Genomic DNA, 15,097 nt, shown 5'->3' with positions numbered 1-15,097 from the left:
GGTGACAACCTGCCACCCGGAGCACTCGCATGACCCTGCTCACCCGCGCCGAAACCATCGCCTTCTCGCCCGAAACGGCGAGCGGGCTGCGGTCTGCCGGGTTCACGCTGGGGGCACTCTCGATCTTCGGTGTGCTGGCGCTCGGCACCTTCGGCGGGGCCGGGTTTCAGCCGTGGCTGCTGATCTTCGCGGTCATCGCCTTCATCCCCGCCCTGCTGCTGCTCGCCCTCTCCCGCACCCTGCCCGCCCGCAGGCCGGTTTCGGTGCTGCTGATCTGGGCGCTCTGCGGCTTTTCCTTCCTGCTCATCCGCCGGACCCCGAGCGTGGCCGATGGCATCGAGCCGCAATGGCTCATCACCCCGCTGGTCTGGACCGTCGCCGCGCTGGAGCTGGTGCTCGCCCTCGCGCTGGCATGGTTCGCGTGGCACCTCTACCGCAAGGGCGCCTTCAGCGGGGTGCCGGAATGACCGATTTCGCCGCGCTCGAAAACGCCATCTGGGCCGCTGCCTCCGCCTATGACCGCGCCGCCATCGAGCGGCTGCTGGCGCCCGAGTTCTTCGAACTGTCACGCTCCGGCCGGAAGTACACCCGCGAAGAGCTGCTGACCGATACCTCCGAGGGTCGCCCCTCCGAGCACCGCTTGCACGGGCTGGAGAGCCAGGCCATCGCGCCCGGCGTCACCCTCGTGACCTACACCTCCGAAACCCGCTACCCGGACGAGGTCCAATGGGCCAGCCGCTCCACCCTCTGGGCCGAAACGCCCGAAGGCTGGCAGGCCCGCTTCCATCAGGGCACACCGCTGCCCGAGGGCGGCCTGTCATGAGCGGGCGGCGCGTTAACGAATTCACCCGAAAACCGCATATGTCAGATGACATGTGCATGGGATGTGCATGGATTGTGCATCAGTTCTGCATGCCCCGAATCTTGGTAAAGGAGAGCCCATGTCCTCTTATGACGTGATCATCATCGGCGCTGGCCCCGGCGGCTACGTCTGCGCCATCCGCTGCGCCCAACTCGGCCTGAAAACCGCCGTGGTCGAGGGCCGCGAGACGCTGGGCGGCACCTGCCTCAACGTCGGCTGCATCCCCTCCAAGGCGCTGCTCCACGCCTCGCACCTGCTGCACGAGGCAGAGCACAATTTCGCCGAGATGGGCCTCAAGGGCAAAAGCCCCTCCGTCGATTGGCCGCAGATGAAGGCCTACAAGCAAAAGACCGTTGACCAGAACACCGGCGGCATCGAATTTCTGTTCAAGAAGAACAAGATAGACTGGCTGAAGGGCTGGGGCTCGATCCCCGAGGCGGGCAAGGTGAAGGTGGGTGACGAGACCCACGAGGCCAAGCACATCATCATCGCCACCGGCTCCGAACCGGCGAGCATTCCGGGTGCCGAAGTCGAGATCGACGAGAAGGTCGTCGTCACCTCCACCGGCGCGCTGGAGCTCGGCAAGGTGCCCGGCGAGATGGTCGTCGTCGGTGGCGGCGTGATCGGGCTGGAGCTTGGCTCTGTCTATGCCCGTCTTGGGACCAAGGTCACCGTGGTCGAGTTCCTCGATGCGATCATCCCCGGCGCCGATGCCGAGGTTGCCAAGAACTTCCAGAAAATCCTGAAGAAACAGGGCCTTGAGTTCGTCATGGGCGCCGCCGTGAACAAGGTGGAAGCCAAGGGCGGCAAGGCAACGGTCCATTACAAGCTCCGCAAGGATGACTCTGCCCACGAGCTGAAGGCCGACACCGTTTTGGTCGCCACAGGCCGCAAACCCTATGTTGAAGGCCTCGGGCTGGAGAGCCTTGGCGTGAAGCTCACCAAGCGCGGACAGGTCGAGGTCGACGAGCACTTCCAGACCGCGGTGAAGGGCGTTTACGCCATCGGCGATGCCATCCCCGGCCCGATGCTCGCCCACAAGGCCGAAGACGAGGGCACTGCGCTGGCCGAGATGCTCGCCGGCCAGAAGCCGCACATCAACTACGGCCTCATTCCGGGCGTGATCTACACCGCCCCCGAGGTCGCAAGTGTCGGAGAAACCGAGGAAACCCTGAAGGAGAAGGGCAAGGCCTACAAGGTCGGCAAGTTCCCCTTCATGGGCAACGCACGGGCCAAGTCGGTCCATCAGGCCGAGGGCTTCGTGAAGATGCTGGCCGACAAGGAGACCGACCGGATCCTCGGCTGCCACATCATCGGCCCGGCGGCGGGTGAGCTGATCCACGAGATCTGCGTGGCGATGGAGTTCGGCGCCTCTGCCGAGGATGTCGCCCGCACCTGCCACGCCCACCCGACCTTCTCCGAAGCCGTGCGCGAGAGCGCGCTGGCCTGTGGCGACGGGGCCATTCACGCCTGATTAAGAAGTAAGGCGTAAGTTGAGGGCCGTGGGCAGGGTGTCCGCGGCCTTTTTCGTGCGCGACTTATGCCCAAGCCTCGCCGTATTCGACTGTTAACGCTTTTCGCAAGGAACGGGCCGGAGAGCCCCGATTGTTGAGTAAAAAGCGAGAGGACATGCCGATGCGCAAGTTCGGAACCATCGCGGCTGCCGCCCTGTTGGCGCTGACAGCCATGAGTCACGAGGCCGAGGCCCGCCGGGGTGGCGGCGCCATCATGGAGAGCGAGCAACTCCATTTTGTCGCCCTCACCCGCACCGGCAACGGCGCAGGCGGCCAGATGGCGCTCTGTCACCTGTCCACCAAATCCCATTTCTTCGGGATCGGCCTCTGGCGGTCGATGGAAAGCTACGCGCTCTCTTACGACAATTGCACCGGGCAGCAGTACATCCCGATTTCACCCGAGCGCATGCAAGCGATGCTGCGCGCCGGTGACGTACCGCCGAGCCTGCCCGTCGAGCCCAAGATGCAGATCCCGCAGCTGGTCACAGGCTTTGCCGGCACCGCCGGGATCGGGGCAACCTTTGCGCTGTTCGGCCTCATTAAGCTTTTCGCTGGAATGCGCCGCCGCCGTCGCCGCAATGCGATGACCGGCGCAACCGGCTTTGCCCAGCGCGTACTCGACGTGATGTGCCACGCCGCCAAAGCCGATGGCGTGGTGGACCCTGAAGAGGTGAAGCTCATCGCCTTCGCCAGCCAAAAACTCACCGGGGCCGCCTACCCAGCTGACCAGATCGAGCGGCTGATCGGGATGGCAGGCACCAAGGTATCGGACGAAGAGTTCCGCGCCTTCGGGGCCGGGCTGAACGCCCACCAGAAAGAGACCTTGATGCGCGGCGCGCTGATGGTCACCGTGTCGGACGGCACCATCACACAGTCAGAAAAGGGCTTTCTGGCCCGGCTCGCTGCTACGCTGGGGATCTCGGCGCTCGAGATGCAGGGGATGCTGCGGAGCCTCTGAGGCGCCTCAGCTCGCCAGCATCCGCAGGCCGCCGGTCACATCCGACCGCACCGCAAGCCGCAACCCAGGCTCGTCGCCCGCTTTCAGCGCGGCGACGATCAGCCTGTGGTGCCGTGGCACTTCGTTTCGCCGCAGCCGGTCGTAGAGCAGCCGCATGGTCGGGCCCAGTTGCAGCCACACGGTCTCCGCCAGCGCCAGCATCGCCGGGGCCTGCGCGCGCAAGTAGAGCGTGCGGTGAAACTCTAGATTCGCCCGGATGTAGCCCGCCGCATCGCCCCGCGCGGTGACCTCGGCGATCGTCGCATTCACCGCCTCCAACCGCTCGATCAGCGCGATATGCGCCCGCGGCAGCGCGCGGCTGGCCAGTTCCGGCTCCAAGAGCGCGCGAATGGCCGCGAGTTCCTCGATCCGCTCGTTTGAGAGCACCGGGGTCGAGACCCGGCCAGAGGCCGACAGTGTTAGCGCCCCTTCTGCCGCCAGCCGCCGCACGGCCTCACGCGCAGGTGTCATCGACACGCCGTATTCCTTGCCCACGCCGCGCAGTGTCAGCGCATGGCCGGGCAAGAGCTCGCCGTGCATGATGCGGGTGCGCAGGGCGCGATACACGCGGTCATGGGCGGCGGTGGCCGCACCGGAGGGCGTGGGAGCCTCGCGGCTGGGCGGGGCGGCATCGGCAGGGGGCGGTTGGATCAGCATGAGCCAAGCGTGATCACGAATCTGCCGCCCGTCAACGGCGAAGTGATCACCCCTTGAACCCGTAGCGATGAAGCGCCGCCCCCTCCCGCCGCAACCACCGGCGCGGCGCCTCGTACCCGGGGCAAAGGCGCCCGCAGGCGGCCCAGAAACGGGCGGAGTGATCCATATGCGCGAGGTGGGCGACCTCGTGGGCGGCCACGTAATCCAGCACCTCCGGCGGCGCGAGGATGAGCCGCCATGAGTACATCAGGTTGCCCTCGTGGCTGCACGACCCCCAGCGCGAGCGGGTGTCACGCAGGGTGATCTTACCAAAGGGCCGCCCGAGGGTGGCGGCATGGCGGGCAGAGGCCTCGGAGAGCCGCTCGCGGGCCATCTCTCGCAGGAAGGCGCCCAGCCGGGCGGGCACGCGCGTCGCGCCCTGAGGCAGCTGAAGCGCCTGATCTGCAAGGGTAATCCGCCGCACCTGCGCCCTCTCGATCCGCCGCGCGACGCCCTCCACCGGAACAATCGCGCCGACCTCCGCCAAGGTGTATGGCGCCTGCTCCGCCAGCCGGTCGCGGATCCAGCCGGCCTTCTCGGCGGCAAAGCTGCGGGCCTCCCGCTCGGGCGCGAAACGGGGCATGGTCAGCGTAACCCGGCCATCCACCCCCGACACCCGGAGCGACAGCCGCCGCGCCCTCGCCGAGCGGCGCAGCGTGACCTCGACCTCAGGCTCTCCCGGTAGTGTGATGACCCCCATTGCCCTGCCCTCGTTATCCTCGCCCCAGCCTATCCCGCCGCGCCCCTGCAAGAAAGGCCGATACCCCCTTTACAGCCCTGTCCGGGCATGGCATTGGCCCCGCTCGAACCCTAAAGCATGTGAGGATTTCGATGCCTAAGGAAGAATGGGGCGTCAAGCGCGTCTGCCCGACCACCGGCAAGCGGTTTTACGACCTCGGCAAAGACCCGATCGTAAGCCCCTATACCGGCGAGATCGTTGAGCTGGACACCGGCAACAAGGCCCGTTCGGCGCTGAAAGGCGACAAGCCCGATCCCAAGTCGGTCGAGGCCGAAGAAGAAGACGCGGATATCGATGTGCTCGACGACGATGATGATGACAGCGATGTCGATCTCGGCGACGACGTGCTGGAAGACGACGATGACGACGATGTTTCGCTCGACGACATCGCCGACGTTGCCTCTGACGACGAAGACAACTGAGGCCGGACAGGAAAAGGCGGCGGGCAGCGAAAATTTCGCTTGAACCCCCCGCCGCGATTCCCTAAACGTCCGCCTCACCGGGGCCTTAGCTCAGTTGGGAGAGCGCTTGCATGGCATGCAAGAGGTCAGGGGTTCGACTCCCCTAGGCTCCACCATTTCCCCCCGTTTCGATCAATTCGCCGCGCAGGCCGTTGCCTTTGCGCGGGCTCTGGCGTTAAGGCCGCGCCCCAGGCTCCGTCAGACCAAGGTCGCATATCCTGTTGCCCGGCCTGCCGCCTAGATTTTCGGCATGGGAGGACTTTCCGGCTTTCGCGTGTTCGTGGCGGCGGCGTTTGCGCTGCTGGTCTCGCTTGTCTCCGCCCAGGCCGAGCCGCTTGGCCGCGAGGAGATTGCGCCACTGATCGTGCCGCCCATGTCGCTCGGCGAGCCGCTGAACGAAAAGGGCGTTTGGAGCCTGCTGAACTCCGGCGGCGCGCAGGCTGGCTATGTGTTCGAGACCGGGCCGATGGCTCCCCTCCCCGGCTTCTCCGGCGCGGTCATCAACGTGCTTGTCACCCTCGATCTCGATGGCCGCTACCTCGACGTGCGCCTGCTCTCGCACAATGAGCCAATCTTCGTTTCCGGACTTGGCGAAGCGCCCTTTCGCAAGTTCTTCGAGCAATATCGCGGCCATGCCATCTCCGACTTCCTCGTCGTCGGCACGCCTTATGGCGCGGCGGATGAGGGAAGCGCGCTGGTCTATCTCGACGGGGTGACCAAGGCCACCGCCAGCGTGCGGATCGCCCATGAGAGCATCCTCGCCGCCGTCAACCAAGTGGCCCGCGAGATGATGCAGGGCATCTCTGCGGGCCCGCCCGCCTACCCCGACCCAGCGCATGACGAGGCGCTCACATGGGAGGATCTGGTCGCACAGGGTCTTGCCACCCGGCGCACGGTGCTCAACCGCGAGATTGATGCCGCCTTCGAAGGCACGCTCTGGGCCAATGACGATCCCGAGGCGCAGACCGCACCCGATGCGCCCTATCTCGACCTCTGGGTGGTCGACATCGGCCCACCCGCCATTGCCCGCGCGGTGCTGGATGAGAGCGCGCTGGCCGATCTCGCCCGCTTCACCGAAATTTCCGGCAACGACGAGCCGATCCTGCTGATCGAGACCGCGCGCCACGGACTGGTCTCTGAAGACTTCGTGCGCAATACCTCGCCCGACTGGCTCTCCGCCAGCCAAGGCGGGCTGCCGGTGGCCCTGCGCGACAGCGACCTGTTCGTCGGCCTCAACCCCGACCTGCCCGATGCGCTGCACGATGGCGCGATGATGATCCTGCGCACCGACCGACGGCTAGGGTTTGACCCGAGCCGCGAGTGGGAGCTGCAAGTGAAAGCCACGCGCGAGCATGGCGTGTTCCGGCCCGAAGTTGGCTCTGTCACCCTCGACGTGCCCCATGTCACCGACGCACGCTTCTTCATCAAACCCGAGGTGCCGCAGCCCCTGCCGCCATGGCGCGAAGCCCTGAACGCCCGAGCGGGCGACCTCGTGGTGCTGGCGGGCTTTCTCACCGCGCTCATCGCGGCGCTGGCCTTCGGGATGAACCGCATGGCCGGGCTGCGCTGGTTCACGCCATTGCGGCTGGCCATCCTTGCCTTCGTCACTGGCTTCATTGGCTGGTGGGGCCAAGGGCAGCTCTCCATCGTGACCGTTCTGGGCGTAATCCGCGCCGGGTGGGAGGGCGGCAGCCTTGCCTTTCTCCTCTACGACCCCTTCTCTCTGCTGGTCTGGGCGGTGGCGCTGCTGGGCCTCTTCGCATGGGGCCGAGGATTGTTTTGCGGTTGGCTCTGCCCTTTCGGAGCGCTTCAGGAGTTTGCCCACCACCTCGGCAAGCTACTGCGCCTGCCGCAGATCGAGCCCTCCGCCCGCCTCGACCGCGCGTTGAAGAACCTCAAATACGGGGTGCTCGCCGGGCTGGTGGCGCTGGTCTTCTTCGCCCCGCAGGCGATTGACACCGCCGCCGAGGTCGAGCCGTTCAAGACCGCGATCACCACCTACTTCATCCGCGCTTGGCCCTACGTGGCCTATGCCGTTTTCCTGCTTCTACTCTCGATGGTGCTCTTCAAGGGCTTCTGCCGTTACCTCTGCCCGCTCGGTGCCTTCTTTGCGCTGGCGGGCGCTCTGCGGGTGCAGGATTGGATTCCGCGACGGGTCGAATGCGGCAGCCCCTGCCAGCTCTGCAAGGTACGCTGCAAATACGGGGCCATCGAGAAGTCGGGCGTGGTGCAGTATTCCGAGTGCTTCCAGTGCCTCGACTGCGTGACCATCCATGACGACCCGACCCAATGCGTGCCGCTTGTGCTGAAATCCCGCGGCGGGCGCCGGGCACGCCCCATCAGCGAGGTACCGGCAGAATGAAGCGGCGCAGGTTCCTCTCTATCACCGCCTGCTTTGTCGCCCTGCCCCTGGCCGCGCAGGCCGCGCCGCAGCGTTGGCGCGGGCGCGCCTTGGGCGCCGAGGCGGAGATCGTGCTGCATGGGCAGGCTGGCGCCGCGCGCGCCGCCTTTGCCGAGATCGAGCAGGTGCTCGGGGCGGTCGAGGCCAGCTTCAGCCTCCATGATCCCGCCTCCGAACTCTCCCAGCTCAACCGAGAGGGCCGCCTGAGCGTATTGCCGCGCTTCACGGCGCTGATGGAGCTGACAGATCAGCTCCACACGGCGACCCACGGCCTTTTCGACCCTACCGTCCAACCTCTCTGGTGGTCACTTTTCGAGGGGCGGGAAACAGACCGGGCCGCTATCGGCTGGACCCGCGTGCAGCGCAATGGCGCGCGGGTGCACCTCGCACCCGGCCAAGCGCTCACCTTCAACGGCATCGCCCAAGGCTATGCCACGGATCTCGTGGCAAAGGCCCTGCGCAAACGCGGCTTTGGCGAGGTGCTGGTGAACATCGGCGAATATGCAGGCCACGGCGGAAGCTGGACGATCGGGCTTTCGGACCCGGCCCATGGCCATCTCGGCACCCGCACCCTGACCGACGGCGCCATTGCCACCTCCAGCCCCGGCGCGATGCAGCTTGGGGCTGCGGGCCATATCCTGCACCCCAAAGGTGGCCAGCCGATCTGGTCCACGGTCTCGGTCGAGGCAAACTCTGCCGCGCTGGCCGACGGGGCCTCGACTGCCTTCTGCCTCGCCCCTGCCGATGACATTCGCAGCATGATCCGCCGCCTGCCCGGCCTGCGCCGCGTGACCCTTGTGGACGCCGAAGGCAACCTCACGACGCTATGACAAAAAAAGCCCCCGCCGGGGAGGAGAGGCGGGGGCAGTCGTCCGGCAGGGAGAGGCCGGTTGGGGAACTCAGCGCCTAGCGTTCAGGCGGGGAATGGGTCAGCCCGTATTGGGCGTAGATCGCGGCAATCCGGCCGTCTTCCAGCCCGGCAAAGATTGCGTCATCCACGGTGTAGGAGAGCGGGCGGTAGGCAAAATGCACACCGACCCCGAGCGTCCAGCGGCTCACCGCAAAACCTGCCAGCGGCGGCTGGTGAATCGCCACGCCCTCGGCGCGGGCATATTCTAATTCCGCCAGTGGCCCCATCACGGCAGGCACCTCGCCCGCCGCCATCGCCGCCATGGCCGCGCCGGTTGTTGGGTAGCGGCGCACGTTCGGCGCCATCTGCCCGCCGCCAAAGCTGGTGAGGTAGAAATCTGAGATCGAATCGTTCTCCACCCCCACCAGATCGAAGCGGAAGTAGGCCGGCACAGGCGCGCTATCGGGGTAGAACTCCTCGGAATAGGCAATCGCCACGCTCTCGCCCGCGTATTGGCCGGTGAACACCACCTGCTCGACACGGCACTTGAACCCGCTGTCATAGGGCACCCGCATCATTACGTTGGCGATCCGCCCGCCGATGATCGCGCCCTTCCAGATGTTGTTGCGAAGATCGGCCTCAAGGTTCTCACCCGCGGCGACAAAGTTGAACCGTGCTTCCACGCCGATCTCGGCGGCGATGAGCTGGGCGATCTCAATGTCGACCCCGCGCGGCTTGCCCGCCTCTTTCCAGCTGTAGGGCGGATAGTCCTCATAGACCGCAAAGGTCATGAAGCCGCGGTCGATGATGGTGTCGAGATCCTGCCCCACGATGTCGCGGCCCGCATTCTGAGGCTTGGGCTGCGGAACGTAATCGGCGCAGGGGTCCTGAGCGCGGGCTGGCGTGGCGGCAAGGCCAAGCGCCAACCCGGCTAGGAGTGCGATGAGGGCGACGGGCCGTCGCATCACGGTCAGTGCGCGGCCGAAAGGCCGATGGTCAGCACCTCGGCCGCCTGGGCATAGGCCTCTGGATCGGCGGCGAGAATGTTGGCCGCGCGATAGGCCACGCTGTCGGCCACGGGTGCGCCGGAGAGGGTTTCGATCCCGGCGGCGATCTCGGCAAGGCGCGCCTGAACGGCGGCCCCGTCGGCGCCTTCGCCGCCCTCTGCCCAACCTGCGAGCTGGTCGCGGATGCCCTTCAATTCATCGCCAACCTCGGCCATCGCCTCGTCGTCGGGCCGGGTCTCGATGTAAGTCCGGATCGCCCATCCGGCCTTCTGGCCCAGCACCTCGTCGAAGGCGGGCATCTTGGTGGTGCCGTTCTGGGTGTAACCCACGCGGTAGCGCTCGGCATACCACTCGTCGCCGTATTCCTCCGCCTCAAGGAACCGCAGGTCGGGCGCAAGCCCGCCCGAAACCACCTCGAGCCCGTGGCAGCGGGCGCAGTTCTGGTTGTAGCCCGAGGCGCCGATCTCGACCGCCTTGGCCCAGGCCTCTTCGCCCACCTTGTCCGCGCGATAGGGATTTTCGATCAGCCACTCCTCGCCCACGTCGGGCAGGGCATCGGTGTTCATCGGCTGCGGGGCCACGTCGCCGTGGGCCAGCGCGGTGCCGGCGGTGAAGATGACGGCAAGGGCCGTGGCGAGGCTCGATCTGACGGACATGTGTTCCTCCCTGTTCGCTGCCAGAGGTTGTGACCCAGCCTGCCGCGCCGCGGTATTGGACTTTGGTTCAAGACGCCCGGATTTTGCGACCAATGTCCTACATCGGGCGCTGCACAACCTCGCTAGCGTTTAAGCCGGGAGGACATCATGCGCGCATTTCTGGCACTCGTCGCCGGGCTCTGGGCCACGGTTGCAACCGCGACCGAGGCGGATACGCTCTCGGTCAAGGTCACCTATCTGCGGGTCGAAACACCCGAGCCCCCGACGCTCTCCAACCTCGAGGCCCGGCCCGAAGACCTTGGCCGCGCCGGGGCCGAACTGGGGCTGGCCGACAACGCCACCACCGGCAGCTTCCTCGGGCAGACATATGCGTTGGAGACCGTCTCGGTGCCCGAGGGTGAAAGCCCGCTGGATGCCGCCCGCGCCGCGCTGGCCGCCTCGCCCTACCTCGTCATCGACGCATCGGCTGACGCACTCACCGCCATTGCCGACCTGCCAGAGGCGCAAGCCGCGCTCCTGTTCAACGCCACGGCGGAAGATGATGCCCTGCGCAGCGAGGGTTGCCGTGCCAACCTGCTGCACACCGCCGCCTCGCTCTCCATGCGCAGTGACGCGCTGATGCAGTTCTTCGCCATGCGCCGCTGGGCCGACATTGCCATGATCGAAGGCCCCCGCCCCGAGGATGCCGCCTTTGCCGCCGCGCTGCGGGCCTCCGCCACCAAATTCGGGCTGGAGATCGGCGCCGAGAAGCAATGGGCCTTCGACGCCGACATGCGCCGCAACGCCTCAGCCGAGGTGCCGCTCTTCACTCAGGAGCTGGGCGACTATGACGCCCTGCTGGTGGCCGATGAGACCCACGATTTTGGCCGCTACGTCGAATTCAACACATGGCTCCCCCGCCCCGTCAGCGGCTCCGAAGGGCTCGTGCCGGTCGCGTGGGCGCCGGTGATCGAGCAATGGGGCGCGGCGCAGCTGCAATCGCGCTTCACCGAGGCGGCGGGCCGCCCGATGGCGCCCGAGGATTACGCAGCCTGGGCCGCGATCCGCACTCTGGGCGAGGCTGTTACCCGCACCAGCACGACCGATCCGGCGGCGATTCGCGCATATGTGCTGGGCGACAGCTTCGAGCTGGCAGGCTTCAAAGGGCGGCCGATGTCGTTCCGCCCGTGGAACGGCCAGCTGCGCCAGCCCATTGCCCTCGCCCATGCCCGCGCCCTCGTGGCCACCGCGCCGCTGGAGGGCTTTCTGCATCAAGTCAACGAGTTGGACACGCTGGGGATCGACGCCCCCGAGTCCGCCTGCACCGCTTTCGGAGGTTAACCCATGTTGCGCCACGCTCTCGCGCTCTCGCTGCTCCCCTTCGCGGCCAATGCCGCCGAGATATGGGTCACGAACGAGAAGGATGACACCATCAGCGTCATCGACATCGAAACTCTCGAGGTCACCCGCACCATCCCCACCGGCGAGCGCCCCCGTGGGATCACCTTCAGCCACGATTACTCGGTGGTCTACATCTGCGCCTCCGACAGCGACTCGGTGCAGGTGATGGACCCGGAAACCGGCGAGATCCTGCATGATCTGCCTTCGGGTGAAGACCCCGAGCAGTTCGTGCTGCACCCCGACAACAAGCACCTCTACATCGCCAACGAGGATGACGCGATCACCACGGTCGTCGACGTCGAGAGCCGCAAGGTCGTGGCCCAGATCAACGTGGGCATCGAGCCCGAGGGCATGGCCGTCTCGCCAGACGGGGCGCTTGCGATCACCACCTCCGAGACCACGAACATGGCCCATTGGATCGATACAGAGACCCGCGAGATCGTGGCCAACACGCTGGTTGATAGCCGCCCTCGCCATGCCGAGTTCACCGAGGACGGCGCCGAACTTTGGGTGAGCGCCGAGATCGGCGGCACGGTCAGCATCTTCGACGTGGAGAGCAAGGCGGAGAAGGCCAAGATCGACTTCGAGATCAAGGGCGTCCACCCCGACAAGGTGCAACCCGTGGGCTTCGAGTTTGCCGAGGGCGATACCCACGCCTTCGTGGCCCTCGGCCCGGCAAACCACGTGGCCGTGGTGAACATGGAGAGCTACGAAGTCGAAGAATACATCCTCGTCGGCCGCCGGGTCTGGCATATGGCTTTTTCACCCGACAAGTCTCAGCTCTTCACCACCAACGGCGTTTCCGGCGACGTGACGGTGATCGACGTCGCCTCCCGCGAGCCGATCAAGTCGATCAAGGTGGGCCGCTACCCCTGGGGCGCGGCTCTACGACCATAGCGCTAGTGACGCGTGCCCTGTACGCAAGGTATCATGACGCCATGAAACAGCTCTTGCTCGCCGCCGCCCTGCTCGCCGCCAGCCCCGCTCTGGCCGATGAGGAGCACGGCACGCTGAACCCCGATGAGATGACCTGGCAGCGGTTTCTCGACCGCGCCGATGAGGGCGAGACCGGCATGGTGCTCTGCTCGATGGGCTATGCCCTTACCAAGTCAGGGGATCATACCTCTGCCCGCAAGCTCTTCGAGAATTGCGCCGCCGCCGGGTACACAGGCGCGATGACGTGGATGAGCCAGCTCGACAACAACGGCCTCGGCGCACCCGAGAACCCCGATGCCGCCGCCGAGTGGGACAGGAAGGCCGCAGAGGCCGGCGACCCGGTGGGCCAGTTCAACTACGGGCTCGACCTGATCCGGGGTCACGGCGTTGCCCGTGACGAGGCCCGTGGCCGTGCGCTGGTGGATGAGGCCGCCGAAGCCGGCCTTAAGGTGGCGCGGCAGTTGCAGCAGGGCGATTACGACCCGCGCACCGTCACGCCCGACGCCGACGAATGGAAATACGCGCCGCTCTTCTGAGCCGCGTCACAGCACCAGCCAAGACCCTGCCGCGCAGCCTGCGCGATGCGGTTTAACGTGCTGTAATAATTATACAAATCTCACCCCTAATACGACCATTGTGCAATATCCGGTGCCCCCCCGGTTGGAGAATACTCGCCGCAGCACCCACCCGCAGGAGGCGGGCTGGTGGCTCGTGAAGATCGCGACAGGGAGGACATCCATGAACAAGTTTTTGATGACGGCAGCCGTCGTCGGCCTGCTGGCTGGCGCAGGAAGCGCCACCGCGCAGGTGACCGAAGAAGACCTCGCCAATGACCAGGCCAGCACCGGCGACGTGCTCACCAACGGCATGGGGCGGCACCTTCAGCGCTACTCCCCGCTGGAGACGCTGAACAAGGAAAACGTGAAAAACCTGCAACCCGCCTGGGCCTTTTCGCTCGGCGGAGAAAAGCAGCGTGGGCAAGAGACCCAGCCGCTGGTGCATGACGGGATGATGTATATCACCGGCTCCTACTCGCGGCTCTACGCGATCGACCTCAAGACCGGCGCCGAAGTCTGGCAGTACGACGCCCGCCTGCCCGAGGGCATCCTGCCCTGCTGCGACGTGATCAACCGCGGCGGCGCGATCTATGGCGAGAACATCTATTTCGGCACCCTCGACGCCCGCCTCGTGGCGCTGAACCTGAAAACTGGCGATGTCGTTTGGAACAAGAAAATTGAAGACTACAAGGCCGGCTACAGCTACACCGCCGCCCCGCTGATCGTCGATGGCAAGGTGATCGTCGGCAACTCAGGCGGCGAGTTCGGCATCGTCGGCACCGTCTACGCCTATGACGCCGAGAACGGCGACCTCATCTGGACCCGCCCCACGATTGAAGGCCACATGGGCACGCTGAACGGCGAAGAGAGCACCATGACCGGCGAACTGAATGCGAGCTGGCCCGGTGACATGTGGAAGACCGGCGGCGGCGCGACCTGGCTCGGCGGCTCCTACGATATCGAGACCGACACGCTGATCTTCGGCGCGGGCAACCCGGCTCCGTGGAACTCCTGGCTGCGCGACGCGGGCCAGAACAACGACGGCTCTGGCGACAACCTCTATGCCGCCAGCCGCATCGCCATTGACCCGTCGAACGGCGAGATCAAGTGGCACTTCCAGACCACGCCGCGCGAGGGCTGGGATTATGACGGCGTGAACGAGGTGGTGGCCTACACCGACCGCGAGGGCAACAAGCGCTACGCCACCGCGGATCGCAACGGCTTCTTCTACGTGCTGAACCGCGAAGACGGTGCCTTCGTTTCGGCCACGCCCTTCGTGAAGGATATCACATGGGCCGAGGGCATCGACGAGAGCGGCCGCCCGATCTTCAACGAAGAGAACCGCCCGGGCAACCCTGCGGAGGCGGCGGATGGAGCCAAGGGCGAGGTCGTCTTCTCCTCCCCGTCCTTCCTCGGCGGCAAGAACTGGATGCCGATGGCCTTCTCTCAGAAGACCGGCAACTTCTATGTGCCCTCCAACGAGTGGGGCATGGATATCTGGAACGAGCCGATCACCTACAAGAAGGGCGCGGCCTACCTCGGCTCCGGCTTCACCATCAAGCCGAACTACGAGGACCACATCGGCTCCCTCAAGGCGATCGACCCCGACACCGGCGAGATCAAGTGGGAGTTCAAGAACGACGCGCCTCTCTGGGGCGGCGTGATGACCACCGCAGGTGGCCTCGTGTTCACCGGCACTCCCGAGGGTCGCTTTATCGCCTTCGACGACGAGACCGGCGAAGAGCTCTGGTCGTTCCAGACCGGCTCCGGCATCGTCGGCCAGCCGATCACATGGGAGACCGATGGCGAGCAGTATGTCTCTGTCATCTCCGGCTGGGGCGGCGCCGTGCCGCTCTGGGGCGGTGAGGTTGCCAAGAAGGTGAACTACCTCAACCAAGGCGGCCTCCTCTGGACCTTCCGCCTGCCCAAGGAACTGGCCTCGGCGAACTAAGCCAACCACCAGGCCAGATCGGAACCACCCGCCTCCCAGTGGCGGGTGTTTTCATTTGGGCGACCCGCCTTCTGTAACCGGCTGTGCGGT

At 66.0% G+C, this 15,097-nt stretch carries 15 protein-coding genes and 1 tRNA gene; 12 read left to right on the top strand and 4 right to left on the bottom strand.

Annotation, left to right across the window (positions count from 1 at the left end; genetic code table 11):
* The first annotated feature begins 29 nt into the window (after positions 1–29).
* From ACUXVX_RS07320 to ACUXVX_RS07305, 4 genes are all read left to right on the top strand, one after another.
* The gene (locus ACUXVX_RS07320; RefSeq protein ID WP_446311015.1) at positions 30–467 is read left to right on the top strand and encodes a hypothetical protein; all 438 of its coding nucleotides are present in this window, start codon (positions 30–32) and stop codon (positions 465–467) included.
* The gene (locus tag ACUXVX_RS07315; protein WP_222470207.1) at positions 464–823 is read left to right on the top strand and encodes a DUF4440 domain-containing protein; all 360 of its coding nucleotides are present in this window, start codon (positions 464–466) and stop codon (positions 821–823) included. Before ACUXVX_RS07320 ends, ACUXVX_RS07315 begins: the two co-directional genes overlap by 4 nt.
* Before the next feature lie 118 nt (positions 824–941).
* On the top strand, positions 942–2,336 hold the full coding sequence (gene lpdA, locus ACUXVX_RS07310; protein ID WP_446311014.1) for a dihydrolipoyl dehydrogenase: 1,395 nt from the start codon (positions 942–944) through the stop codon (positions 2,334–2,336).
* Between the two features lie 161 nt (positions 2,337–2,497).
* On the top strand, positions 2,498–3,334 hold the full coding sequence (locus tag ACUXVX_RS07305) for a tellurite resistance TerB family protein (protein WP_446311013.1): 837 nt from the start codon (positions 2,498–2,500) through the stop codon (positions 3,332–3,334).
* Positions 3,335–3,340: 6 nt separating this feature from the next.
* Here ACUXVX_RS07305 and ACUXVX_RS07300 read toward each other — a convergent pair whose 3' ends face one another.
* Positions 3,341–4,030, bottom strand: a complete 690-nt coding sequence (locus ACUXVX_RS07300) for a GntR family transcriptional regulator (RefSeq protein ID WP_222470210.1) — start codon at positions 4,028–4,030, stop codon at positions 3,341–3,343.
* A gap of 46 nt (positions 4,031–4,076) precedes the next feature.
* Positions 4,077–4,769: a M48 family metallopeptidase gene (locus ACUXVX_RS07295; RefSeq protein WP_446311012.1), complete on the bottom strand. Its 693-nt coding sequence runs from the start codon at positions 4,767–4,769 to the stop codon at positions 4,077–4,079.
* 131 nt (positions 4,770–4,900) lie between these two features.
* Here ACUXVX_RS07295 and ACUXVX_RS07290 point away from each other — a divergent pair, with 131 nt between their 5' ends.
* The 4 genes from ACUXVX_RS07290 to ACUXVX_RS07275 all read left to right on the top strand — a co-directional run bounded on the left by ACUXVX_RS07290 (position 4,901) and on the right by ACUXVX_RS07275 (position 8,500).
* Positions 4,901–5,230 (top strand): TIGR02300 family protein, encoded by a 330-nt coding sequence (locus ACUXVX_RS07290; protein WP_222470212.1) that lies wholly within the window; start codon positions 4,901–4,903, stop codon positions 5,228–5,230.
* Between the two features lie 79 nt (positions 5,231–5,309).
* Positions 5,310–5,385 (top strand) — tRNA-Ala (locus ACUXVX_RS07285).
* A gap of 134 nt (positions 5,386–5,519) precedes the next feature.
* Positions 5,520–7,631 (top strand): 4Fe-4S binding protein, encoded by a 2,112-nt coding sequence (locus tag ACUXVX_RS07280; protein ID WP_446311011.1) that lies wholly within the window; start codon positions 5,520–5,522, stop codon positions 7,629–7,631.
* The gene (locus tag ACUXVX_RS07275) at positions 7,628–8,500 is read left to right on the top strand and encodes an FAD:protein FMN transferase (protein ID WP_446311010.1); all 873 of its coding nucleotides are present in this window, start codon (positions 7,628–7,630) and stop codon (positions 8,498–8,500) included. Before ACUXVX_RS07280 ends, ACUXVX_RS07275 begins: the two co-directional genes overlap by 4 nt.
* A 76-nt stretch (positions 8,501–8,576) precedes the next feature.
* Here ACUXVX_RS07275 and ACUXVX_RS07270 read toward each other — a convergent pair whose 3' ends face one another.
* Together ACUXVX_RS07270 and pedF are read right to left on the bottom strand one after the other, a co-directional pair.
* A complete protein-coding gene (locus tag ACUXVX_RS07270) occupies positions 8,577–9,485 on the bottom strand; it encodes a substrate-binding periplasmic protein (protein WP_446311009.1) in 909 nt (302 codons plus the stop codon).
* Between the two features lie 5 nt (positions 9,486–9,490).
* Positions 9,491–10,183: a cytochrome c-550 PedF gene (gene pedF / locus ACUXVX_RS07265; RefSeq protein ID WP_222470223.1), complete on the bottom strand. Its 693-nt coding sequence runs from the start codon at positions 10,181–10,183 to the stop codon at positions 9,491–9,493.
* 147 nt (positions 10,184–10,330) lie between these two features.
* Between pedF and ACUXVX_RS07260 the strand changes: the two genes are divergently transcribed.
* From ACUXVX_RS07260 to ACUXVX_RS07245, 4 genes are all read left to right on the top strand, one after another.
* A complete protein-coding gene (locus ACUXVX_RS07260) occupies positions 10,331–11,503 on the top strand; it encodes an ABC transporter substrate-binding protein (RefSeq protein WP_446311008.1) in 1,173 nt (390 codons plus the stop codon).
* A 3-nt stretch (positions 11,504–11,506) separates the two neighbouring features.
* Positions 11,507–12,460, top strand: coding sequence for a YVTN family beta-propeller repeat protein (locus ACUXVX_RS07255; RefSeq protein WP_446311007.1), 954 nt, complete (start codon positions 11,507–11,509; stop codon positions 12,458–12,460).
* 41 nt (positions 12,461–12,501) lie between these two features.
* Entirely contained in the window at positions 12,502–13,035 is a 534-nt protein-coding gene (locus tag ACUXVX_RS07250; protein ID WP_446311006.1) for a tetratricopeptide repeat protein, read from the top strand.
* 202 nt (positions 13,036–13,237) lie between these two features.
* Positions 13,238–15,007, top strand: a complete 1,770-nt coding sequence (locus tag ACUXVX_RS07245) for a PQQ-dependent methanol/ethanol family dehydrogenase (protein ID WP_446311005.1) — start codon at positions 13,238–13,240, stop codon at positions 15,005–15,007.
* The last annotated feature ends 90 nt before the right edge of the window (positions 15,008–15,097 follow it).

This window comes from Vannielia sp. SX4, assembly GCF_052828525.1.
Note: the sequence above shows the minus strand (reverse complement) of the source record. Positions and strands in the feature narration are given on the sequence as shown.